This is a genomic window from Rathayibacter sp. VKM Ac-2929, assembly GCF_022815495.1.
GTDB classification, from domain to species: domain Bacteria; phylum Actinomycetota; class Actinomycetes; order Actinomycetales; family Microbacteriaceae; genus Rathayibacter; species Rathayibacter festucae.
The window spans coordinates 740230-763487 of sequence record NZ_JALGRV010000002.1; the positions used below are offsets into that span (position 1 = coordinate 740230).

Sequence of the window (23258 nt, forward strand, 5' to 3'; positions counted from 1 at the left end):
GGGACGGCTGCGAGCGAGTGCTCGCGCGGCGGCTCCTAGACTGGAGCAATGCCGCGCAGCAATCGACCCCGCGGACGCGGGCGCGAGGACGACGACGAGCAGCGCGACCTCTCGCAGATGCTCGCCGGCTGGCGCCGCACCGAGACGCGCCGAGGCCGGGAGTGGAACGTCCAGCCCGTCTCGTCGTCGCGCGCGGTCAAGAACTACCTCTGCCCGGGCTGCGGCCAGACCATCGACATCGGCCTCGCGCACGTCGTCGTCTGGCGCGGCGACGGAGCACTCGGCGACGCCGCGGACCTCGCCGGCCGTCGCCACTGGCACACCCACTGCTGGCGGATCGAAGGAGCACGATGACGCACGAGATCCGCGGAGGAGTCGTCCTCCCCGCCCGCCGCGAGGACGTGGAGCTGCGCACCGCCGACGGGCTGACCCTGGTCGGCGAGCTGGCCCTGCCGCTCGAGGGCGAGCCGGTGGCCACGCTGGTCACCCTGCACCCGCTGCCGACGCACGGCGGCTTCATGGATTCGCACATCCTGCGGAAGGCCGCCGCGCGGCTGCCCGCCCTGGCCGGGGTGGCGGTGCTCCGCTTCAACACCCGCGGCACGAGCTCGCCGCGCGGGACGAGCGAGGGTGCCTTCGACGGCGGCGCCGCCGAGCGGGCCGACGTCGCCGCGGCGATGGCGCTGGTCGCCGAGCGCGGGCTGCCGCACCCCTGGCTGGTCGGCTGGTCCTTCGGCACCGAGCTGGCGCTGAAGTGGGGGAGGGAGCACCCCGTCGACGGCGCGATCCTGCTGTCGCCGCCGCTGCACCGGGCGACGGCCGAGGAGGTCGCGGCCTGGGGCGAGGACGGCCGCCCGCTGGTCGCGCTGATCCCCGAGTTCGACGACTACCTGCGGCCGGACGCGGCCGCCGAGCGGTTCGTCTCGGTCCCGCAGCTCGAGCTGGTCGCCGTCGAGGGCGGCAAGCACCTCTGGGTCGGCGAGGCGCAGACGCGCCGCGTGCTCGACGAGATCGTGCGGGTGGTGGCGCCGGAGTCGTCGCCGCTGCCGACGGAGTGGGCGGGCGAGCTCGGCTGAGCCCGCCCGCGCCGGTCAGCGGTTCGCCGCGCCCCCGTCGTTCTTCGATCCGCCGCCGTCGTTCTTCGAGTCGCCGTCGTTCTTCGAGTCGCCGTCGTCGTCCTTCGATCCGCCGTCGTCGTCCGACAGGCCGTCGATGTGCCCGATCAGGCCGCGGAGGCCCGTGACGTAGCCGGCGATCGCGTCGCGCTCGGTGCGGATCTCGTCGAGACGGGACTCGGCCGTGTTCTGCAGCTCGCGGGTGCGCCGCTCGGCGTCGGCGATCATCTCGCGGGCGCGGTCGCGCGCGGAGTCGAGCAGCGCGTCCGACTCGTCCTGCGCCTCGCGGCGCAGGCGCGTGACGTCGTCGAGGGCGTCGCTGCGGAGCGCGTCGGCCTCCAGGCGCTTGTCGTTCGCGCGGCGGATGGCGTCGGCGAGCTGCAGGTTCGACTCGTCGAGGTAGCGCTGCGTCTGGGCGACCGCCTCCTGGTGGCGGAGCAGGTAGTCGCGGTCCGCCTCCTCGCGGCGGGCGGCGAGCTCGACGACGAGATCGATCCGGGCCTGCTCGACCTCGCGCGAGAGTGCTGCGGCCTCGTCGGAGGCGGCGGAGCGCAGCGCGGCGAGCTCGGCGTCCAGGAGGGCGACGGCCTCGGCCCGGTCGCGGGCGAGCTGGGTGCGCAGATCGGCGAGCTCGCGCGCGCCCTCGGCGCGACCGGTGGCCAGCTCCGCGGCGAGGTCGGCGCGGCCGGACAGGACCTCGGCCTCGAGGTCGGCGCGGGCGGCCAGGACCTCGGCCTCGATCGCGGCACGGGCCTCGGCGACCTCGGCGGTGACGGCGGCGCGCAGGCGGTCGACCTCGGAGGCGACCTCCGCGCGCAGCAGCTCGTTGCTCTGCGCCAGGCGGGCGGCCTCGGCGCGGGCCACCTCGACCTCGCGGGCGGCGACGGCGCGCATCTCGGCGGCCTCGCGGCCGGCCTCGGAGCGGATCGCTGCGGCCTCGCGCTTCGCGGTCGCGCGGGTCTCGGCGGCCTCGGTGGCGACGGTGCCGCGGATGGCGGCGGCCTCGCGGACGGCGTCCTGGGTCATCACGTCGCGGTCGTCGGCGGCCTTGCCGAGCGTCGCGGCGGCCTGCGCCTCGGACTCCTCGCGGGTGCGGTCGGCGCGGCGGCGCGCCTCCGTCACGAGGCGCTCGGCCTCGTCGCGCGCGTCCTTCAGCAGGCTGTCGCGGTCGTCGCGGGTCGAGCGGCGCAGCGCCGAGGCGTCGTTCTCCGCCTGGGCGATGATGCGCTCCGACTGCTCCTCGGCCACCCGGAGGGTGTGCTCGAGCTTCGCCCCGAGTCCCGCGTAGGTGGGCGCACCGACCTGCTGCAGCTCCTTCTCGAGCCCGTCGATCCGGGAGGAGAGACGCTTGGCCTCGCGACCGCTCTCAGCGGCCTGGGTGTTGGCGTGGATGAGCTCGCGGCGCAGACCCTGGATGGCCTTGTCGACCTCGTCCCGGTCGTAGCCCCGGAACACCTGGGTGAATTCGGCCTCGTCGCTTGCCACGTCGTCTCCTCCGGAACACGGCCGCGGTGGGGTCGCGGCACTCCAGGGAGTTTAGTCAGCGGGTGCCTCGCGGCCCGGGCCGACACCCGCACCGCGCGCCCCTGGATCGGGGCTCTCGGCCGATCCCTGGGTTCGGCTCGGCCCATCCGCTAACCTGGACTGTCTTTGTCTGTTGCCGTCGCGCCCCGGTCCGGCCGTCACCGGAGCCGTCCCGGGCCGCCACCCCCCCCGATCCGGCAACGCAGGAGGAGTTCTTTCGTGCGGTTCGTCTTCGCCATCATCGCCACCGTCATCGCCGCGGCGCTCATCGCGCTCGGCATCGGCCAGCGGACGGTGTGGGCTCCACCGGAGTCGCTCACCGCGCAGACCGCGCTCGAGTCCGGCGCCCCCTACGCCGTCATCGACGGCAGCACGCTTGGCGCCAATCCCGGCCGGCAGACGATCACGGTCGAGGGCGAGGGCGACCTCGTGATGGCGTACGCGCCGACGACCGACGTGCTGGGCTGGGTCGGCGGCTCCGACTACGACCGCATCGACTACGCGAGCAGCGAGGACGGCGCGGACAGCCTGTCCGCCGAGCAGGAGACCGGGACGGCGCTGACGCTGGCCTCCGACGTGGCGGACGCGAACGCCGCCGTCGTCGATCCCCGCGATTCCGACCTCTGGCTCGAGCAGTTCGAGGGCACCGGCAGCATCACTGTCGCCCTCGACCTGCCGGAGGACGTCTCGCTGATCGTCGCCACCGACGGGACCGCCCCGGCCGCGAGCGACATCCGGGTGAGCTGGCCGGTCGACACCGCGACGCCGCTGGCCGGTCCGCTGCTGCTGGGGGGAGCCGTGTTCCTGCTGATCGGGCTGATCCTCTACATCTGGGCGTTCCTGCACCTGCGCCGCCAGCACGGACCGCGCCGCAAGGGCCCGCAGGGCAAGGTGCCGCGCGGTGTCCGGCTGCCGCGCGCCCGCGCCGGCATCCAGTCCTCCCTCGCGGCGGCTCAGCCCTCGCGGCGCCGCCGGCTGCTGGTGCTCCCGATGGCGCTCGGCGCGACCGTGCTGCTCGCCGGCTGTAGCTCCGACTACTGGCCCGACCTCGCCGCGAGCGCCTCCGGGACGCCGACGGCGTCCGCCACCGCGACCCCGGGCGCCGAGCCCGTCGCCGAGGAGCCGACCCCGGTCGTCACCACCCAGCAGGCGGAGGCGATCGTCGCCTCGGTCTCCGAGGTCGCGGCTGCCGCCGACGCCGCTCGCGACGCGAGCATCCTCGCGGAGCGCTTCCAGGGCGAGGCACTGACCGAGCGCACCACGAACTACGAGGTCCTGACGAAGGGCGGCACGATCGACGCGCCGCAGGCGATCCCGGCGTCGCCGGTGAGCCTCGTCCTCCCGCAGGACACCGACAGCTGGCCGCGGCTGGTCACGGCGGTCGTGCAGAACACCGCCGACGCCACGCAGGCGCCGATCGCCCTGATGATGAGCCAGGCGAGCCCCCGCCTCGACTACAAGGTCGACTACGCGATCTCGCTCGAGGCCAACGCGCGGATCCCCGACGTCGCGCCGGTCACGGTCGGCACCTCGATCGTCGCCCCCGACTCGAAGCTGATGAAGCTCGCTCCGGAGAACGTCGGCGCGGCCTACGCGGACATCCTCGCCAACGGCGACTCCAGCCAGTACGCCGGGACCTTCTCGGGCGACGGCGACACCCTCCGTGGCCAGGTCGGCGTCGACAAGAAGAACGCCGATCGCGAGGCGCTGCCGGACACCGCCTCGATCGAGTTCACCAACGCAGCGGGGACCTCGGACACCATCGCCCTCGCCACCAACGACTCCGGCGCGCTCGTCGCCGCGAGCATCGCCGAGACCGCGACGGTCCGCCCGACCGCCGAGGGCTCGACCGTGTCGACGTCCGGCGCCTCGCAGACCCTGCTCGGGATCGACAAGTCGACCACGGGCATCGCGACCACCTACGGTTATCAGTTGCTGTTCTACGTACCGCCCGTCGGATCGGAGGAGAAGATCGTCATGCTCGGATGGAGCCAAGGACTCGTCTCGGTGGTGCAGCTGCCGTGAGCACCCCCCTGCCCCCGCTGCCCGGCAACCTGCGCGGTGCCGTCGACCTGTCCACTCTCGTGAACCGGCGCACCCCGCCGGCCGCGCCCTCCGCACCCGCGGGCGGCGGTGAGGCCCCCCAGGGCGCCCCCGTCGCGAACCCGCTGCTGCTCTCGGCCGGTGACGCGGAGTTCGACCAGGTCGTCCAGCTGTCCTCGCGGGTCCCCGTGATCATCGACCTGCGCGGCTCGTGGTCCGACCAGAGCCTGAGCATGACCGCTCTGCTCGAGAAGGTCGTGATCTCCTACGCCGGTGCCCTCGTGCTGGTCGGCGTCGACGTCGAGTCGAGCCCCCAGCTCGCGCAGGCGTTCCAGGTGCAGTCGGTCCCGACGATCGCCGCGGTGATCGCCGGCCGCCCGGTGCCGATGTTCAACGGCCTCATCACCGAGGAGCAGCTCCGCGACCTGCTCGAGCAGGTCCTCCAGCTCGCCGCGCAGCAGGGCGTCACCGGCACCGTTCCCGTCGACCCGGCCGCCGGTGCCGAGCCGGGCGCCGAGCCCGAGGCCGCCCCGCTGCCCCCGCACCACCAGGAGGCGTACGACGCGATCGACCGCGGCGACTACTCCGCCGCGATCACCGAGTACGAGACCGCCATCGCGCAGAACCCGCGCGACGACCTCGCCGTCGCGGGACTCGCCCAGGTGAAGCTGCTGCAGCGCCTGCAGGGCCGCACCCTCGACGACATCCGCTCGACCGCGGCCGCCGAGCCCGCGAACCTCGACGCGCAGCTCGCCGTCGCCGACCTCGACGTCTCCGGCGGCCACGTGGAGGACGCGTTCGACCGCCTCCTGTCGATGTACCCGCGCCTCGACGCCGACGGCAAGGCGAGCGTCCGCGCCCGCCTGCTCGAGCTGTTCGAGATCGTCGGCACGACCGACCCGCGCGTGAACAAGGCGCGAGCGCGGCTCACGGGGTTGCTGTACTGAATTGAATTGCGGGAGGAGCGCTAGCGCTCCTCCCGCCGCGGTCGGCAGATCGTGTGCGTGCGTTCCGCAGAGCGTCCTGCGTCCGGCTCGCGAGAAACGCTGGCACGCGTTTCTCGCTCATCGCCTTGTGGGACTCGGCTGGTTCTGGGGACGGGCGGCTCAGCATTCGTTGTCGTCAGCGCACGTGCTCCGCAGAGGCCGACCTCTGGCCGCTGTATCCCGCATCCGGCCATGGTGGTCGAGTAGTCCCGCAGGGGCGTGCCGAACATGCTGGTCGAGTAGACCCGCGGGGGTGTGCCGGACATGCTGGTCGAGTGGCCCCGGAGGGGCGTATCGAGACCTGCCGTCGACCGGGGTGGAGGCTGCCGCCTCCGTGGATCGAGGGTTGCGATCGTGCCGCTGCGCGAGCTGCTCCTCGCGTGAGGCAGCAAGGGCGAGGCCTGAGGTCGCGGGTCGAGCAGTGCGCAGGGCTCAGCGGGGCCCGCTGGTGCAGGTGGAGGGGACCGGCGCTGCTGGTTCCGACCGTGGTGGATCTCGATACGCCCGCTGCGCGGGCTACTCGATCAGCATGCGGGGGCCGCGTCGGGGCGGGGTCGGCAGCGTTCGGGCGGGGCGTCGCGCTCAGCCGCAGGAGCAGTTCTCGGAGCGGGGGGCGGTGATGCTGCGCTGGTGGACGAGCACCTCGCGGGCCACGATCGGCAGGTCGAGACCGCTCGACGCCGCCTCGGCGCGCAGCGTGAGGAAGGCGACGTCGGCGGAGATCCGCAGGCTAGCGCTCAGGAAGCCGACGGCCTGGAGGACCGCCGCCTCCTCGTCCGTGACGTCGGGCAGGGACTCCACCCAGGAGACGAACACACCGTCGACCGAGTCCTCAGGCACGGGGGCCACCACCGGCACGACGACGGCTCAGGGAGGTACGGAACGGTGACAGCATCCCCATCAGTGTCACCGAAACGGTGACATGAGCGCGGGGGGCTCGCCGCTGCGGGAGGAACACGGACGAGGACGACCGGTCCCGCCTCGTGTCGGGCGCCTCAGGGGCGGTGCGTGCCGAGTGAGGAGTGGACACCCGGCGCTCGGAGTCGACGCGAGGTCCCGCGGTCAGCCGATCCGGCGGATCGCTTCGGGTCGGCGCGGATCGACCGCGGAGAAGTTCCATGGTGGTCGTCCTGTCTGCCGGGGTCTGGGGCGGATCGGATTGTCGGATCGACGCAGACAAGGTAACTTTTTTGCCGGTATCTCCTTCCTGTGCGGTTGTCCGCTCAGCGCACTCCTCGCACCGGGAGGTCGCTCACGGCGGCGGCTACCGCGGATCGGCACGGGCGGAAGGGGGAGCAGTGGCGGAGCACCTGCAGTTCGAGCCGAGCGGAGACCGGGCCGCGCGCCTCGTGGAGGCGGTCGTGCACGCGCAGGACGCCCAGCGCCGGTTGACCGCCCGAGGGCGGGTGCAGCTCGGCCTCGGCGCGACCGACATCGCGGCCCTGCAGTACGTGGCGCGGACCGGCCGCTCCCCGGTGACCCTCGGCCAGCTCGCCGACTGGCTCGACGTCACTCGCGCTGCGGCGTCGATGGCCGCCAAGCGGCTGGTCGCGGCCGGCTACCTGCACCGCGTCGACGACGAGTCCGACGGCCGACGGCGCTGGCTCGCCCTCACTCCACGCGGTCGCGAGGCGATCGACGAGGCGTTCGGCCCTGCCGACCGGGATGCGTCGGCGCTCGTCGCGCAGCTCGACGACGCCGTGGTCGAGTCCGTGCTCTCGACCCTGCAGCAGCTCGCGACCGTGCTCGACCCGCCCGGTGGGCCGGAGCGGACGAGAGCGCAGCATGGCGACTGATCGGGCTCCGGACTCCGCACGGGAGGATCGGGGGAGCATCCGCATCGAGGCGGTCGGCACCGACCTCGAGCGCGCCTCCGAGGTCCTCGGCGGCTTCTACTCGGGGACGGGGTGGTCGGTGGCGGCCACCGAGCAGCCGTTCTCGTTCCGCTACGCGGCGCTGGGCGACCCGGTGATGACGCTGCGCACCTCGCAGATGCGCGGCGCGACCACCGGGGAGGACCCGGCCGGCGGCGACTACGTCGTGCAGTGGCTGGTCGAGGGCAGGGGGATCGTCGACGTCCACCGGGACGCGATGCCGGTGACGCGTGGTGTGCCGCTCCTGAATCCGGCCCATCGACCGTTCGTCTTCTCCTACGCCGACTACGACCAGAAGCTCGTGCACCTGAGCCGTGAGCACGTCGACCGCAGCGCCCGCGAGCACGGCTACCGCCGCACGGGCGCGCTCCGCTTCGACCACCTGCACCGCCACGGCGTGGAGGCCGTGGCGCAGTGGCACGCGGTGATCGGCGAGATCTCCACGGCGATCCGCACCGGCCGGGTGACGCCGCTGCTCTGGGACCGGCTGACCCGCCGGGCGGCGGCCGCGTTCCTGGAGCTGTACCCGCCCGAGGGCGCGGCGCTCCCGGAGGTCCTGCTCGCCCCGAGCAACGCCGGGATGCGCTCCGCCGTCGAGTTCGTGCACGAGAACGCGCATCTCCCGATCGGACCGATCGAGATCGCCGCAGCCGCGCACCTCAGCGTGCGCGGTCTGCAGGTCGCGTTCCAGCGCCTGCTCGGCACCACGCCGCTGCAGTACGTCCGCGACGTGCGCCTCGACCGGGTGCACGCGGACCTGCGCCTGGGCGATCCGGCGCGCTCGAGTGTCGCCGGCACGGCACGCAGCTGGGGCTTCGGACACCTCGGCCGGTTCTCCGCCGCCTACGCCGCGCGCTTCGGCGAGTACCCGAGCAGCACCCTCGGCCGCTGATGCGGGCGTCCGGTCAGGGGCGGTAGAGCGCCCACTCGTCCCGGGGCAGCTCGCGCAGCTCGTCGACGACCCGCAGCTGCCAGGTCGCCGGCGTGTGCCCCTCGAGGCGCCCGTGCACGGTCTCGCTGGTCCAGCCGTCGCGGGTGCGGGTGTAGCGGATGAATCGGACGTGCCGGCCCTCGAGGGGTGCTCCGCTGGTGGCCATCCCTCGATGGTCCCCGATCCGAGGGGCGGTTATCCGCTCTTGACAATGCGCGCGACCAGCTGGGCGACGTACGGGAAGGGGATCGGCGGCTGAGCACCGACCGCGGAGTGCGGTCGGGGCGCTCGCCACCGACCCCTAGGGTGAGCGGATGAGCACCGCCGCCCTCTCCCCGAGCGCCCGATTCCACCAGCGATTCCTCGTCGAGCAGCGGGAGATGACGGAGCCCGCCCGCCGCCGCCTGATGCGCGCGGGAGGCGGTTCGGTGGCGGTCGGTCTCGTGCTCTTCGCCGCGCTGATCGTCCAGGTCGCGACGGGCACCGGCCTGGCGGCGCTCGACCCCGCGGTCTCGGAGTGGTTCCGCGCGAAGCGCTTCGCGGAGGGGACGGTGGTGATGGACACGCTGGCCACGGTGTTCGGCCCGGTCTTCCTGCCGATCATCATCCTCGGCGTGCTCGTGCTGTGGATCGCGCTCGCCCGGCACCTCTGGCGGCCGCTCCTGCTCGCGGGCGGGATGATCACGGGGATGCTCAGCGTCCAGCTCGCCGCGCACCTGGTGCAGCGGATGCGGCCGCCCGTGGAGTACATGCTGCTCGGGGCCGACGGGACGTTCTCCTTCCCGTCCGGCCACGTGACCGGCGTCTGCGACTTCTTCCTGATCACGACCTTCCTGCTCGCCTCGCGCCGCTCCTCGCCGGTCTGGGCGATCGGCGGCTTCGCGCTCTCGCTCGGGATGATCGCCGGCCAGGTCGTCGCCCGCCTGTACCTCGGCTACCACTGGCTGACCGACACTCTCGCCTCGGTGGCGCTCGCGCTCGTGATGCTCGGGTCGGTCGTGCTCATCGACACCTGGCGCACCGCGGTGGCGCGCGGGGACGAGGCCTGACCGGAGGTCGCCGAACCGCACCGCTCAACGACGACGCCCCCGGGCCGCAGGGCTCGGGGGCGTCGTCGTCCATCGGGGGAGCGTCAGCCGCCGACGGCCTGGCGTGCGCTGTCGAGTCCGGAGGAGAAGGCGTCCGCCGACGAGACGTTGCCGGACTCCAGCTCGACCAGGGCGCCGGAGAGCGCCGCGCCGATCACGCCGGTGTCGGGCCCGTTGACGAAGGACGGGAACTGCTCGACGGAGGTGGCGATCACGTCGCCGATCTTCGAGTCGCCGAAGAACGGGTCCGTGTAGGCGCGGACGCTCTCGCTCTCGAGGGCGTCGGTCGCCGCCGGGAAGGTGCCCGAGGTGGCGAAGTGGTCCTCCTGGCCCTCGGCCGACATCATCGTCTCGATGTACTGCCAGGCGGCCTCGGGGTGCTCGGCGCGGGCCGGGATGGCGATGACGCTGCCGCCCCAGTTGCCGCCGACGCCGGGGACCGTGGTGACCCGCCAGTTCCCGGCGGTGTCGGGGGCGTCGGTCTTGATACCCTGCAGGATCCACGAGGGAGCGACGGTCACGGCGAACGCGCCGTTCGCGCGCCCGGGGCCCCAGCCCGAGGAGAACGCGGCGATGCCGGCGCTGATGCCCGCGTCGTGCGCCTGCACGGCGGTGTCGAAGGCGTCCTCGACCTGCGGGTTGGTGTCGTAGACCAGCTCGCCGTCGGGGGAGTAGTACTTCTCGGTCACCTGGTTGATGGTCGAGTAGAAGACGCTGGTCTCCACGTTGTCGACGAACGGCTTGCCGGTCGCGGCGGTGTACTTCTCGCCCGTCGCGAGGAAGCCGTCCCAGTCGCTCCAGAGCGCGGCGACCTCGGCAGGGTCGGTCGGGAGGCCGGCCTGCTCGAAGAGGTCGGCGCGGTAGGCGAAGCTCAGTCCGCCGACGTCGGTCGGGATGCCGACGACCGAGCCGTCCTGCGCGGTGCCGGCGTCGGCGGCCCACTTCAGATAGGAGGCGTCGAGGTCGTCGCCGCCGAGGGTGCGCAGGTCGAGGAAGCTGGCGCTGTTCTCGACGAAGCGGGGCAGGTCGTCGCCCTGGATCATGACCAGGTCCGGCACCTTGCCGCCGGCGAGCGCGGCGGTCAGGGCGGTGGCGGTCTCCTGCGAGGAGCCGACCTCGGTCAGCTTGACCTTCGCGTCGGGCTTCTTGGCCAGATACTCGCTGACGTTGTCCTTCGCCTGGATGCCGGTGAAGGACCAGAACTGGACCTCGGCGTTCGGGTCGTCGGACGCGCCGCCGCCACCGCCCGAGGAGCAGCCGGTCAGGGCGAGGGCGACGGTGGCGACCGCGGCGGCCGCGGTCAGGATTCTTCTTCTCACGGGGGAGTCCTCTTCATCGGGGAGTCGCGGTGGTGCCCCGCGCGCGGGCGGGAGAACGATCTCTAGCTCGACGCTATCCCGCGCCTGGCCCCCTACGCAACAGCTGTCGGTCTCGGCGAGAGTTCGATCTCCCATCCACGGCGGGTCCGTGCATGCTGGTCGAGTAGCCCCGCAGGGGCGTATCGAGACCCCAGGTCCTCTGCAGGGCGGTCTGCAGACTCGGCTTCTGACGCCGGGGGATCTCGATACGCCCGCTCCGCGGGCTACTCGATCAGCATGAGGTGGCCCGTTGCGCATGCAGATCGATCAGCATGCGGTGGCCCGCTCCGCGGGCTGCTCGATCAGCATGGCCCGGTCCGCTGAGCGGCCGCCCGACCGGCACGACGACGAAGGCGGGCGGAGGGACGCGTGTGCGTCCGCTCCGCCCGCCTCCGGGTGGGGTGGTGCCGGTCAGCCCAGGTGGCGCAGGAAGAGCGCGCCGAGCGGGGGCAGGATCAGCTCGGCCGAGGCGGGTCGGCCCGCCCAGGGCTCGTCGCGGGCCTCGACGGCGCCGAAGTTGCCGACTCCGGAGCCTCCGTAGATCTCGGCGTCCGTGTTGAGCAGCTCCTCCCAGCGGCCGGCCTCGGGGAGGCCGACGCGGTAGCCGTGCACCGGCGAGCCGGAGAAGTTGACGATGACCGCGACCGCGCGGCCGGCCTTGTCCTTGCGGAGGAAGGAGATCACGTTCGGCGCCGCGGCACCGCCGTCGATCCACTCGAAGCCGGCCTGGTCGTTGTCGAGCTCGTTCAGCGACGGGACCTCGCGGTAGAGCCGGTTCAGCTCGCCGACGAGGCTCCACAGCCCGCGGTGGCTGGGCTGGTCGAGGATCCACCAGTCGAGCCCGCGCTCCTCGGACCACTCCGAGTACTGCCCGAACTCCTGGCCCATGAAGAGCAGCTGCTTACCCGGGTGCGCCCACATGAACGCCAGGTAGGCCCGCACGTTGGCCAGCTGCTGCCAGTGGTCGCCCGGCATCTTCTGGATCAGCGAGCCCTTGCCGTGCACGACCTCGTCGTGGCTGATCGGCAGCACGAACTGCTCGCTGAAGGCGTAGACGAAGGAGAAGGTGATCTCGCCCAGGTGGTACTGGCGCCACAGCGGGTCGTTCGCCATGTAGCGCAGCGAGTCGTTCATCCAGCCCATGTTCCACTTGAGCCCGAAGCCGAGCCCGCCGGAGACGGTGGGCTGGGTGACGCCGGGCCAGCTGGTGGACTCCTCGGCGATCATCATGATGCCGGGGTAGAGCTTGTACGCGGTGGCGTTCACCTCCTGCAGGAAGCTGATCGCCTCGAGGTTCTCGCGGCCGCCGAACTGGTTCGGCAGCCACTCGCCCTCCTTGCGGGAGTAGTCGAGGTAGAGCATCGACGCCACGGCGTCGACCCGCAGGCCGTCGACGTGGAACTCCTCGAGCCAGAACAGCGCGTTGGCCACGAGGAAGTTGCGGACCTGGGTGTGCCCGAAGTCGAAGACGTAGGTGCCCCAGTCCATCTGCTCGCCGCGGCGCCAGTCCGGGTGCTCGTAGAGCGGCTCGCCGTCGAAGCGGGCGAGCGCGAAGTCGTCCTTCGGGAAGTGCCCGGGCACCCAGTCGACGAGCACGCCGATGCCGGCCTGGTGCAGCCGGTCGATCAGGTACTTGAGGTCGTCGGCGGTGCCGAAGCGGCTCGACGCGGCGTAGTAGCCGGTGACCTGGTAGCCCCAGGAGCCGCCGAAGGGGTGCTCGGCGAGCGGCATGAACTCGACGTGGGTGAAGCCCAGCGTGGTGACGTACTCGATCAGCGGATCGGCGAGGTCGCGGTAGCCGAGACCGGGCTTCCAGGAGCCGAGGTGCATCTCGTAGACGCTGATCGGCTGGGTGTGCGGGTCGATGCTCGCGCGCTGCTCCATCCAGCCGGAGTCGCTCCACCGGTGGTGGGAGACGGGGACGCGCGAGGCGGTCGCCGGCGGCACCTCCGTCGCGCGGGCCATCGGGTCGGCCTTCCGGACCCAGCGGCCGTCCCGCGAGAGCAGGTCGAACTTGTAGGAGGCGCCGGGCTCGACGCCGGGGACGAAGATCTCCCAGACGCCGTTGACGCCGAGGTTGCGCAGGGCGTGGCCCTCGCCGCTCCAGTCGTTGAAGTCGCCGACGACGCGGGCGGCCTGGGCGTGCGGCGCCCAGACGGCGAACGAGGTGCCCCAGACACCCTCGTGCTCGCGGTGCCGCGCACCGAGCGCCTCCCAGAGCCGCTCGTGCCGGCCCTCGCCGATCAGGTAGAGGTCGAAGTCGCCGACCGTCTTCGAGAAGCGGTACGGGTCCTCGGCGGTCCAGGAGGAGCCGTCGCCGTAGTGCGCCTCGACGGTGTACGCCTGCGGGTCCTCGTCGTGGACGCCCTGCCAGAGGCCGTCGTGCAGGTGCTCGAGCTCGACGCGGACGCCGCCGGCCAGGACGGCCGTGACGGCGTCGGCGAGCGGCCGGCGCACGCGGACGACCGCGCCGCCGCCGGGGAGCGGGTGCTGCCCCAGGACGTCGTGGGGGAGCGCGTTGCTGCCGGTCGCCAGCTGCTGGAGGACCCACTCGGGGAACTCGGGGAGCGCGTCGACCTCGGCGTCCGGCGCCGGGGCGGGGTCGGAGTCGCTCGTCTCGGCGATCGGTGCGTCGGCCGCGGCGGTCGGCTCCGGCGGCGTCAGCGGCTCGAGGGTCGCGGACGGAGCGGTCGGCTCCGGCGGCGTGAGCGGCTCGGGGGTCGCGGACGCCGTGGTCGGCTCGGGCGGCAGGAGCCGCTCGGGCGGCGCGACGGGCTCGGGCGGGGTGAGCCGCTCGGGCGCCGCGGACGACTCCTCGGCCGCGGGCTCCGCGACGTGCGCGCCCGTGGTCGTGGCCGAGCTCGTGCCGGTCGTCACGACCGTCTCCGTGCGCGGCTCGACGTCCGCCGCGTCGGCGGGGCTGCCGGCCTCGGCGGGGACGACGTTCTGCGCCGGCCCCGTCCCGCGCTCGCTCTCGTCCGTGCTCTCGGCCGGGCTCGTGCCCTTGCCCTCGGGAACCGTCATCGTCCGTCCGCCTTCACGCTCAGGATGTGCGCGGGCTCGACGAAGGAGTCGAGCCGCACGTAGTTGTCGCTGCCCCAGGTCCACACGGCACCGGTGATCAGGTCCTCGACCTCGTAGGTCGAGCTCCAGTCCAGCCCGAGGGACGGCAGGTCGATGTGCACCGTGGTCTCGCGCGCCGAGTGCGGATCGGTGTTGACGACGACCAGGAGGGTGTCGTCGCTGCCGGTGCCGGTGAACGCGCGGTCCAGGTGCTTGGAGTAGACGAGGATCGCGTCGTCGTCGCTGCCGTGCACCTGCAGGTTGCGGCGCTGGGCGAGCGCGGGGTGCGCCCGGCGGATCTCGTTGAGCCGGGTGATGTACGGGGCGATCGTGGTCCCGGCGGCGTCGGCCGCGGCCCAGTCGCGCGTCTTGTACTCGAACTTCTCGTTGTCGATGTTCTCCTCGGCGCCGGGGCGCGCGACGTTCTCGATCAGCTCGTAGCCGGCGTACACGCCCCAGAGCGGCGAGGCCGTCGCGGCGAGCGCGGCGCGGACCTTGTAGGCCGAGCGGCCGCCGTACTGGAGGTACTCGGTGAGGATGTCCGGCGTGTTCACGAAGAGGTTCGGCCGCATGTAGTCGGCCGTCTCGTGCGAGATGCTCGTGAAGAACTCCTCGAGCTCCTCCTTGGTGTTGCGCCAGGTGAAGTACGAGTACGACTGCTGGAAGCCGACCTTGCCGAGCGCCCGCATGATCGCCGGGCGGGTGAACGCCTCCGCGAGGAAGACGACCTCGGGGTTCTCGGCGTTGACCTCGTGGATGATCCACTCCCAGAAGTCGAGCGGCTTCGTGTGCGGGTTGTCGACGCGGAAGATCTTCACGCCGAGCGAGATCCAGTACCGCAGGACGCGCAGCGCCTCCTGGCGGATGCCCTCGGGGTCGTTGTCGAAGTTGATCGGATAGATGTCCTGGTACTTCTTCGGCGGGTTCTCGGCGTAGGCGATCGAGCCGTCCGGCAGCGTCGTGAACCACTCCGGGTGGCTGGTCACCCAGGGGTGGTCGGGCGAGGCCTGCAGCGCGAAGTCGAGCGCGAGCTCGAGGCCCGCGGCGGTGACGGCGTCGTGGAAGGCGGTGAAGTCCTCGACCGTGCCGAGGTCCGGGTGGATCGCGTCGTGCCCGCCCTCGGGGGCGCCGATCGCCCACGGCGAGCCGGGGTCGCCCGGGCCGGCGTTCAGCGTGTTGTTCGGGCCCTTGCGGAAGTTGCGGCCGATCGGGTGGATCGGCGGCAGGTAGAGCACGTCGAAGCCCATCGCCGCGACGGCGGGGAGGCGGTCGATCGCGGTGCGGAAGGAGCCGGAGGTGACGGTGCCGTCCTCGTTCCGGACCGCGCCCTCCGAGCGGGGGAAGAACTCGTACCAGGCGCCGACGCCGGCGCGGGTGCGCTCGACGTGCACCGTGCGCGGCTCCGAGACGCTCGCGAGACTCATCACGGGACGCGCGGTGAAGGCGCCGTGCACGGCGGGATCCTCGGCCGCGGCGAGGCGCGCCTCGGGGGAGAGCGACTCGTCGGCGACCGTGGCCGCCGCGTCGGACAGGAGGGAGCGCTCGGCCTCGGAGCGGGAGTCGTCGCCGGCCGCGGTGCGGAGGAGGCCCTCGCCGATCGCGAAGGTGACGGCGATGTCCAGGCCGGCCGGGATCTTGACCTCGGCGGTGTGCAGCCAGGTCGCCCAGTCGTCGGCGAAGGCGCGGATGCGGTACGTCCAGTCGCCCTCGTCGTCGAGGAGGACGAGGCGCCCGTAGCGGTCGGTGCCGGTGGCGATCAGTGCCATCCGGTGCTCCGACTCGGTGCCGGCGGGGGAGGTGAGCAGCAGGTCGACGCCGATCAGGTCGTGACCCTCGCGGAACGCCGTCGCCGCGAACGGGACGACCTCGCCGACGAAGGCCTTCGCCGGCCAGCGGTCGTCCTCGAGCCGCGGCTGCGGGTCGATGATCGGGATGCGCTCGGCGCGCACCCGGTAGCCGGAGCCGGTCGGAGGGGACTGCTCCGCGGTCTCCGCCGCAGCCTCGGGAGCCGGCGCCGCGTCGGCCGTCCCCGGTGCCACGGGCGCCTGCGCCTGCGCGGCCGGAGCCGGTGCCGGTGCCGTGCGATCCTGCGCATCCTGTGCCGCCGCCTCGGGCGACAGGGGTGTCTGCGCGGCGGGAGTCTCCTCCCGGGCCGCACCTCCCCGAGCCGCTCGTCGTGCGTCCTTGCCGTGCGAAGCCTTGCCGAAAGGTGTCTGAGCCACGTCACGACAGTAGCGACCGGCGATGCCTTTGGCACGCCGGTTGCGAACGCGCGCGCCGCTGTGCAAAAGGGCCTGCGCCACGGCCGACGGCGCCCGCGGGCACTCCGCTACAGTGTGCGAGCGCGACCGCCCCGGCCGTCCGCAGGGGGTGCTCGCCGGGGTCCGCAGTCGCCGGGATCAGCCGGTCGTCGTACCGGCAGAGAGTCGAGGAGTGCCGTGAAGGCCATCCGCCGCTTCACCGTCCGATCGGTCCTGCCGCCCGAGCTGTCCGCGCTCGGCGAGCTGGCGGGCAATCTGCGCTGGGCCTGGCACGAGCCGACCCGTCGCCTGTTCGAGCGGGCGGACGCCGAGCTGTGGCAGCGCAGCGGCGGCGACCCGACCGCGCTCCTCGGCGCGATCGCGCCCGAGCGCCTCGCCGAGCTGGCCCGCGACCAGGGCTTCGTCGACGACGCCTGGCGCCTCCGCGACGACCTCGAGCGCTACCGCACCGAGCCGCGCTGGTACCAGTCGCTGCCGGAGTCGGCGCCGCGCTCGATCGCCTACTTCTCGCCCGAGTTCGGCATCGCCGCGGCGCTCCCGCAGTACTCCGGCGGCCTGGGCATCCTCGCGGGCGACCATCTCAAGGCGTCCTCGGACCTCGGCGTCCCGCTGACGGGCGTCGGCCTCTTCTACCGCTCGGGCTACTTCTCCCAGGGCCTCTCCGCCGACGGCTGGCAGCTCGAGTCCTACCCCTCGCTCGACCCCGACGGCCTGCCGCTGCGGATCGTGCGGCTGGCCGACGGCTCGGCGGCGCGGATCGTCCTGGCCCTGCCGGACGGGCGCGCGCTCTACGCGCGGGTCTGGCGGGCCGAGGTGGGCCGGGTGACGCTGCTGCTCCTCGACACGGACGTCCGCGAGAACGAGGACGCCCTGCGGACGGTCACCGACCGGCTCTACGGCGGCGGCGGCGAGCACCGCCTCCTGCAGGAGCTGCTGCTGGGCATCGGCGGCGTGCGCGCCCTCGAGCTGTGGGCCGAGGTCTCGGGCACGCCGCTCCCGGAGGTGTTCCACACCAACGAGGGGCACGCGGGCTTCCAGGGGCTCGAGCGCATCTCCGGCCTGATCGGCTCGGGCCTCGACTTCGACCAGGCGCTGCAGGTCGTCCGGGCGAGCACGGTCTTCACCACGCACACGCCGGTGCCGGCGGGCATCGACCGCTTCGACCGCGGGATGATCGAGCAGTACTTCACCACCGAGCTGCTGCCGGGCGTGCAGATCGAGGACGTGCTGGCGCTGGGCTCCGAGTCGACCACGGGGGGCGCGAGCGACGTCTTCAACATGGCGTTCATGGGGCTCCGCCTGGCGCAGCGCTCCAACGGCGTCTCGAAGCTGCACGGCGAGGTGAGCCGCTCGATGTTCTCCGGTCTCTGGCCGGGCTTCGACACGGCGGAGGTGCCGATCGGCTCGGTCACCAACGGCGTGCACGCGGCGACCTGGACCGATCCGATCCTCCGGGGTCTCGCCCGCGACCGGCTCGGCACCGACGACACCACCCGCGCCGACTGGGCGTCCGGCGCCCTGAGCGACGGCGAGCTCTGGCAGGCGCGGCGCTCGATGCGCGAGCAGCTGGTGCGCGACGCCCGGGCGCGCGCCGCCCGCAGCTGGCGCGAGCAGAACCCCGGCGGCCTCACTCCGGCCTGGCTCGACGAGCTGCTCGACCCGGACGTGCTCACCATCGGCTTCGCCCGGCGAGTGCCCACCTACAAGCGGCTGACGCTGATGCTGCACGACCCGGAGCGGCTGCGCGCGCTGCTGACCCACCCGGAGCACCCGATCCAGATCGTGATCGCCGGCAAGTCGCACCCCGCCGACGAGGAGGGCAAGCGGCTGATCCAGAAGCTGGTCCGCTTCGCGCAGGAGCCGGACGTGCGCCGGCGGATCGTCTTCCTGCCCGACTACGACATCGCGATGGCGCAGCTGCTCTACCCGGGCACCGACGTCTGGCTGAACAACCCGCTGCGTCCGCTCGAGGCCTGCGGCACCTCCGGGATGAAGGCCGCGCTGAACGGCTCGCTGAACCTGTCGATCCTCGACGGCTGGTGGAACGAGTACTTCGACGGCGAGAACGGCTGGGCGATCCCGTCCTCCGACCGCGACCTCGACCCGGAGTCGCGCGACACGCTCGAGGCCGATGCGCTCTACGAGCTGCTCGAGAGCGAGGTCGTGCCGCGCTACTACGAGCGCGATCACGACGGAGTGCCGCGCCGCTGGGTGCGCTCGATCCGGCACACGCTGGCGACGCTCTCGCCGGAGCTGTCGGCCGAGCGGATGGTGCGCCAGTACGTCGAGGCGCTCTACCAGCCCGCCGCGGAGGCCGGGCGCGAGATCGCGGCCGACCACTTCGAGCCCGCCAAGGAGCTGTCGTCCTGGAAGCAGCGGGTCCGCGCGGGCTGGCCGGGAGTGGCGGTCGCCTCCGTGGAGTCCGGCGGCATCGACGCGGTGCCCCAGCGCGGCGACCGGCTCGCCCTGCGCGCGGGAGTGCGCCTCGGAGAGCTCTCGCCCGAGGACGTCGTGGTGCAGGTCGTCTCCGGCACGACCGCGGCGGACGGCTCGCTCGTCGACGTGCGCCTGCACGAGCTCGAGGTCGCCGAGGAGTCGGGCGCGGTCGTGCCCGCCGACGCGGTCGGCCGCGTGCCCTACGCCGGCGAGATCGTCCTCGACCGCAGCGGCTCCTTCGGCTACACCGTCCGCGTCGTGCCGCGGCACCCGCTGCTCGCCCGCTCGGCCGAGCTCGGCCTGGTCGCGGCGGCCGGCTGACGCGCCCCATGCCGGTCGAGTAGCCGCGCAGCGGCGTCTCGAGCGGGGAAGCCGCTCCGCGTCTCAGTGGTGAGCTGAAGGACGCGGCTGCGCCGCGACATGCTGGTCGAGTAGCCCCGCAGGGGCGTATCGAGACCCGACGTCACCAGAAGGGCTGGTCTGCAGACTCAGGTTCTGACGGTGGTGGATCTCGATACGCCCGCTCCGCGGGCTACTCGATCAGCGTGGAAGCCCGCTGCGCGGGCTGCTCGATCAGTATTGACGTGGCCTCAGTGCATGCCGGTGGAGCTGCCGCGAAGCGTCCTCTCAGATGCATGCTGGTCGAGTAGCCGCGCAGCGGCGTATCGAGACCCGCCCCGCTCAGCGCGCGATGTCCGCCAGGGTCGCGCCCGTCGCGGCGACGAGGTCCGCCGGCGCGAGCTCGATGTCGAAGCCGCGCCGCCCGCCCGAGACGAGCACGGTGTCGTACAGCTCCGCCGTCTCGTCGAGCACCGTGCGGTGCCGCGTCTTCTGCCCGATCGGCGAGATGCCGCCGAGCACGTAGCCGGTGCGCCGCTGCGCCAGCGCCGGGTCGGCCATCGCGGCTCGCTTGCCGCCGACCGCCGCCGCGAGCTCCTTGAGCCCCAGCTGCCCGGTCACCGGCACGATGCCGACGACCAGCTCGCCGTCGACGTCGACCAGCAGCGTCTTGAACACCCGCTCCGGCTCCACCCCGAGCGCCTCGGCCGCCTCGCCGCCGTAGCTCGCCGCCCCGGGATCGTGCCGGTACTCGCGCGGCACGAAGGCGATCCCCGCCGCGGTCAGCGCGAGCGTCGCCGGAGTCCCCGGTCCGCCCTTCATCAGCTCGCGGCGGCCGGACGCGGGCCGTGCGCGGCGAAGAGCTGCATCGACGTGCCGGCGACGCGGACGACCTGCCCCGGCTCGAACGACTCGCCGTGCTCGAGCGGCACCGACTCCTCGCTGCTCCAGAGTCGCGTGTACCCGGTGACCCCCTCGCTCTCGGCGAGGACCACCGAGGTGTCCGCCTCGACTCCGTGCACGATCAGCAGGACGCGGTCGAACTCCTCCGTCTCGGGAGTCGACGCGGCGAGGTACTGCAGCGTGCGGTTCTCCGCCGAGGTCCAGTCGTGCTCCGACATCGTCCGCCCGTGCGCGTCGAACCACTGCATGCTTGTGGCTCCCGGTGTCACCGCACCGCCGCGCCCGTAGTGCGAGGGCCGCAGCGCCGGGTGCTCGCGGCGCAGGCGGATCAGCGTCCGTGCGTGCTCCCGCAGCTCGAGCTGCCAGTCGCTGCGCCCGTCCCAGCGCAGCCAGGTGAGGTCGGAGTCCTGGCAGTAGGCGTTGTTGTTGCCGCGCTGGCTGCGGCCGAACTCGTCGCCGGCGGTGATCATCGGGACGCCGGCCGAGAGCAGGAGCGTCCCGAGCAGGTTCCGCATCGCCTTCCGCCGGCCCCGGTTGACGCCGTCGTCGGCGGTCGGGCCCTCGAAGCCGTGGTTGAATGAGCGGTTGGTGTCGGCGCCGTCGCGGTTCGACTCCCCGTTGCCGATGTTGTGCTTGACGTTGTAGGAGACCAGGTCGGCGAGCGTGAAGCCGTCGTGCGCCGTGACGAAGTTGATGGAGGCGAGCGGCCCGCGCTCGAGCGAGAACGTGTTCGACGAGCCGGAGAGCCGGGTCGCGAAGCCGCCGATGCCGACCGGCGCCGTTCCCGCGCGCCGGGCGTAGTCGATGTCCGAGAGCCAGAAGTTGCGCGCACGGTCGCGGTAGCGGTCGTTCCACTCCGACCAGCCGTCCGGGAAGTTGCCGGTCTGCCAGCCGCCCATGCCGACGTCCCAGGGCTCGGCGATCATCTTCACGTCGGCGAGCGACGGGTCCTCGACGGCCGCGCGCAGCAGCGGGTGGTCGCGCTGGAAGTGCGCGATCTCGTCCCGCCCCAGCGTCGCCGCGAGGTCGAGACGGAACCCGTCGACCCCGACCTCGTCGGACCAGTAGCGGAGCGAGTCGAGCACCAGGCGCTGCGCGACCGGCCGGCCGAAGTCGATGGTGTTGCCGCAGCCGGTCACGTCGATGTAGTGGCCCTCGCCGGTCTGGCGGTAGTACGCCTGGTCGTCGATCCCGCGCAGACTCGAGCGCGGACCCTGTGGCCCCTCCTCGGCGGTGTGGTTGTAGACGACGTCGAGGATCACCTCGAGCCCGGCCTCGTGCAGCAGCTTGACCATGCCCTTGAACTCGCGCAGCACCGCGGTCGGGCCGCCGCGCTGGGCGGCGGGGGAGGCGTAGGCGGCGTGCGGGCTGAAGAAGTTGAGGGTGTTGTAGCCCCAGTAGTTGGTGAGCCCCTGGCGCAGCAGCCGCTGCTCCGAGACGAACGCGTGCACGGGGAGGAGCTCGACGGCGGTGACCCCGAGGTCGAGGAGCGACGAGACGGTTGACTCGTGCGCGAGGCCGGCGTAGCTGCCGCGCAGCTCGACGGGCAGGGCCGGGTTGAGCTTGGTCAGGCCCTTCACGTGCGCCTCGTAGATCACGGTGCGATCCAGCGGCGTGCGCGGCTTCTCGGAGGAGCCCCAGTCGAAGGAGTCGTCCACGACGACGGAGCGCCACTCGTTCTCGGCGACCCGGTGCAGCCCGCGGGAGTAGGGCTCGAGCAGGGGGACCCGCGGATCGAAGCGCCCGGGGACGCCGGAGGGCCCGTCCACCTTGATCGCGTAGCGGCGGCCGACGGTCAGCTGCGCGGCCCGGGCCGACCAGACGGCGTCCTCCCCGCGCACCAGCGGCACCGTGCGGGTGACCCAGCTCGGGTCCTTCTCGTCGTAGAGCAGCAGATCGATGGCGGTCGCGTGCTCCGACCAGACCCGCAGCTCACCGCCCTCCGCGTCCACGACGACTCCGAGGCGGGCCAGGGAGTCGCGTGTCTGCATGCGACCTACAGTAGTGAGGGGCCGGAGACCTGCTCCGCACCCCGGACGCGGGACGGAGGGCGCCATGATCTATCTCGACCACGCGGCGACCACCCCGCTCCGGGCCTCGGCGCTCGCCGCCTTCGCCGAGGCGTCCGCGCAGCCCGGCAACCCCTCGTCGGTGCACGGCTCGGGCCAGGAGGCGCGCCGCCGGCTCGAGGACGCCCGCTCGGCGATCGCCGTCGCCCTCGGCTGCGAGCCGATCGAGGTGATCCTCACCGCGGGCGGCACCGAGGCGATCAACCTGGCGCTCAAGGGCCTCTACTGGCAGCGCCTCGCGGAGTCCCCGGCGCGCACGCGCATCCTCGTGCCCGGCGGCGAGCACCACGCCACGATCGACACGGTGGAGTGGCTCGCGGCCCACGAGGGAGCCCGGATCGAGTGGCTCGCGCTCGACGCGGAGGGGACGCTGCGGCCCGAGACGCTCGAGGCGGCGCTCGCCGCGGATCCCGGCTCCGTCGCGCTGGTCTCCGCGCTCTGGGTGAACAACGAGATCGGCACGATCGCGCCGGTCGCCGAGCTGGCCGCGGTCTGCGCGCGGGCCGGCGTGCCGTTGCACCTCGACGCGGTCGCGGCGCTCGGCCACGTGCCGCTCGAGATCGCGGCGGTGCGGCGCGCCTCCGGCTCCCGCGACGGCGCGGGTCTCGTCGCGGTCAGCGTCTCGGGGCACAAGGTCGGCGGGCCGATCGCGACCGGCGCCCTCATCCTGGCGCGCGACGCCCGGGTCGTGCCGGTGCTGCACGGCGGCGGCCAGCAGCGCGGCGTCCGCTCGGGCACCCAGGACGTCCCCGGGGCAGCCGCGTTCGCGGCGGCCGTGATGGACGCGGTCGCGGAGCTGCCCGGCGAGGCGCTGCGACTGGCGGCTCTGCGCGATCGGCTCGTCGCGGGGATCCTCGCGGCCGTCCCCGGTGCGACGCTGACCGGGCCGGCCGTCGACTCCGGCCGGCGGGTCGCGAGCAACGCGCACGTCGCCTTCCCCGGTGCGCAGGGCGACTCGCTCCTCTTCCTCCTGGACATGGCGGGCGTCTCGGTGTCCACCGGCTCGGCCTGCACGGCGGGCATCCCCGAGCCCTCGCACGTGGTGCTGGCGCTCGGCCGCAGCGAGGACGAGGCGCGCGGCGTGCTCCGGATGACGCTGGGCTGGACCACGACGGACGCTGACGTCGACGCGCTGCTCGCGGCGCTGCCGGACGCGTACGCGCGGGCGGCCCGCGCCGGGTTGTCCAGCCGCGCCGTGCTGCCCGGCTGACGCCGCCTCCGCGCGCCCGCCCGCCCGGTCCGTTGTGCAGGCGTCCGGCGCGAGTCGC

Annotated in this window: 17 protein-coding genes; 9 read left to right on the top strand and 8 right to left on the bottom strand. The window is 73.1% G+C overall.

Annotated features, from left to right (window positions below; genetic code table 11):
- Nucleotides 1-48: 48 nt before the first annotated feature.
- Together MT355_RS08035 and MT355_RS08040 are read left to right on the top strand one after the other, a co-directional pair.
- Entirely contained in the window at nucleotides 49-354 is a 306-nt protein-coding gene (locus MT355_RS08035; RefSeq protein WP_123445737.1) for a hypothetical protein, read from the top strand.
- Nucleotides 351-1076 carry an alpha/beta hydrolase gene (locus MT355_RS08040; protein ID WP_243599118.1) on the top strand — a complete coding sequence of 242 codons (726 nt, stop codon included), beginning with the start codon at nucleotides 351-353 and terminating at the stop codon, nucleotides 1074-1076. The genes MT355_RS08035 and MT355_RS08040 overlap by 4 nt, the downstream gene beginning before the upstream one ends.
- A gap of 15 nt (nucleotides 1077-1091) precedes the next feature.
- On the opposite strand, the gene MT355_RS08045 is transcribed toward MT355_RS08040, so the two are convergent.
- Nucleotides 1092-2600 (bottom strand): DivIVA domain-containing protein, encoded by a 1509-nt coding sequence (locus MT355_RS08045; RefSeq protein WP_243599119.1) that lies wholly within the window; start codon nucleotides 2598-2600, stop codon nucleotides 1092-1094.
- A gap of 258 nt (nucleotides 2601-2858) precedes the next feature.
- Here MT355_RS08045 and MT355_RS08050 point away from each other — a divergent pair, with 258 nt between their 5' ends.
- Together MT355_RS08050 and MT355_RS08055 are read left to right on the top strand one after the other, a co-directional pair.
- Complete coding sequence (locus MT355_RS08050; RefSeq protein ID WP_243599120.1) at nucleotides 2859-4664, top strand: hypothetical protein; 1806 nt, start codon at nucleotides 2859-2861, stop codon at nucleotides 4662-4664.
- On the top strand, nucleotides 4625-5629 hold the full coding sequence (locus MT355_RS08055) for a tetratricopeptide repeat protein (RefSeq protein ID WP_374204646.1): 1005 nt from the start codon (nucleotides 4625-4627) through the stop codon (nucleotides 5627-5629). The genes MT355_RS08050 and MT355_RS08055 overlap by 40 nt, the downstream gene beginning before the upstream one ends.
- 621 nt (nucleotides 5630-6250) lie before the next feature.
- Here the strand turns inward: MT355_RS08055 and MT355_RS08060 are convergent.
- The gene (locus MT355_RS08060) at nucleotides 6251-6508 is read right to left on the bottom strand and encodes an ANTAR domain-containing protein (protein ID WP_243599122.1); all 258 of its coding nucleotides are present in this window, start codon (nucleotides 6506-6508) and stop codon (nucleotides 6251-6253) included.
- 458 nt (nucleotides 6509-6966) lie between these two features.
- Between MT355_RS08060 and MT355_RS08065 the strand changes: the two genes are divergently transcribed.
- Both MT355_RS08065 and MT355_RS08070 read left to right on the top strand, forming a co-directional pair.
- Nucleotides 6967-7464 carry a MarR family winged helix-turn-helix transcriptional regulator gene (locus tag MT355_RS08065; RefSeq protein ID WP_243599123.1) on the top strand — a complete coding sequence of 166 codons (498 nt, stop codon included), beginning with the start codon at nucleotides 6967-6969 and terminating at the stop codon, nucleotides 7462-7464.
- Complete coding sequence (locus MT355_RS08070) at nucleotides 7454-8434, top strand: AraC family transcriptional regulator (RefSeq protein ID WP_243599124.1); 981 nt, start codon at nucleotides 7454-7456, stop codon at nucleotides 8432-8434. Before MT355_RS08065 ends, MT355_RS08070 begins: the two co-directional genes overlap by 11 nt.
- A 13-nt stretch (nucleotides 8435-8447) precedes the next feature.
- Here MT355_RS08070 and MT355_RS08075 read toward each other — a convergent pair whose 3' ends face one another.
- On the bottom strand, nucleotides 8448-8639 hold the full coding sequence (locus tag MT355_RS08075; RefSeq protein WP_243599125.1) for a hypothetical protein: 192 nt from the start codon (nucleotides 8637-8639) through the stop codon (nucleotides 8448-8450).
- Nucleotides 8640-8787: 148 nt separating this feature from the next.
- On the opposite strand from MT355_RS08075, the gene MT355_RS08080 reads away from it, so the two are divergent.
- Complete coding sequence (locus MT355_RS08080) at nucleotides 8788-9522, top strand: phosphatase PAP2 family protein (protein WP_123736867.1); 735 nt, start codon at nucleotides 8788-8790, stop codon at nucleotides 9520-9522.
- Between the two features lie 83 nt (nucleotides 9523-9605).
- Here the strand turns inward: MT355_RS08080 and MT355_RS08085 are convergent, their stop codons facing one another.
- The 3 genes from MT355_RS08085 to MT355_RS08095 form a co-directional block, all read right to left on the bottom strand.
- Nucleotides 9606-10880: an ABC transporter substrate-binding protein gene (locus tag MT355_RS08085; RefSeq protein ID WP_243599126.1), complete on the bottom strand. Its 1275-nt coding sequence runs from the start codon at nucleotides 10878-10880 to the stop codon at nucleotides 9606-9608.
- Nucleotides 10881-11330: 450 nt separating this feature from the next.
- Entirely contained in the window at nucleotides 11331-13943 is a 2613-nt protein-coding gene (glgB, locus tag MT355_RS08090) for a 1,4-alpha-glucan branching protein GlgB (protein WP_243599127.1), read from the bottom strand.
- Nucleotides 13940-16021, bottom strand: a complete 2082-nt coding sequence (locus MT355_RS08095) for an alpha-1,4-glucan--maltose-1-phosphate maltosyltransferase (RefSeq protein ID WP_374204647.1) — start codon at nucleotides 16019-16021, stop codon at nucleotides 13940-13942. Before MT355_RS08095 ends, glgB begins: the two co-directional genes overlap by 4 nt.
- A 399-nt stretch (nucleotides 16022-16420) precedes the next feature.
- On the opposite strand from MT355_RS08095, the gene glgP reads away from it, so the two are divergent.
- Entirely contained in the window at nucleotides 16421-19000 is a 2580-nt protein-coding gene (gene glgP, locus MT355_RS08100) for an alpha-glucan family phosphorylase (RefSeq protein WP_243599128.1), read from the top strand.
- A gap of 360 nt (nucleotides 19001-19360) precedes the next feature.
- Here glgP and ybaK read toward each other — a convergent pair whose 3' ends face one another.
- Nucleotides 19361-19840, bottom strand: a complete 480-nt coding sequence (gene ybaK / locus MT355_RS08105; RefSeq protein WP_243586685.1) for a Cys-tRNA(Pro) deacylase — start codon at nucleotides 19838-19840, stop codon at nucleotides 19361-19363.
- The gene (gene glgX, locus MT355_RS08110) at nucleotides 19840-21912 is read right to left on the bottom strand and encodes a glycogen debranching protein GlgX (RefSeq protein WP_243599129.1); all 2073 of its coding nucleotides are present in this window, start codon (nucleotides 21910-21912) and stop codon (nucleotides 19840-19842) included. The genes ybaK and glgX overlap by 1 nt, the downstream gene beginning before the upstream one ends.
- A gap of 64 nt (nucleotides 21913-21976) precedes the next feature.
- Here glgX and MT355_RS08115 point away from each other — a divergent pair, with 64 nt between their 5' ends.
- Nucleotides 21977-23200 carry a cysteine desulfurase family protein gene (locus MT355_RS08115; RefSeq protein ID WP_243599130.1) on the top strand — a complete coding sequence of 408 codons (1224 nt, stop codon included), beginning with the start codon at nucleotides 21977-21979 and terminating at the stop codon, nucleotides 23198-23200.
- The last annotated feature ends 58 nt before the right edge of the window (nucleotides 23201-23258 follow it).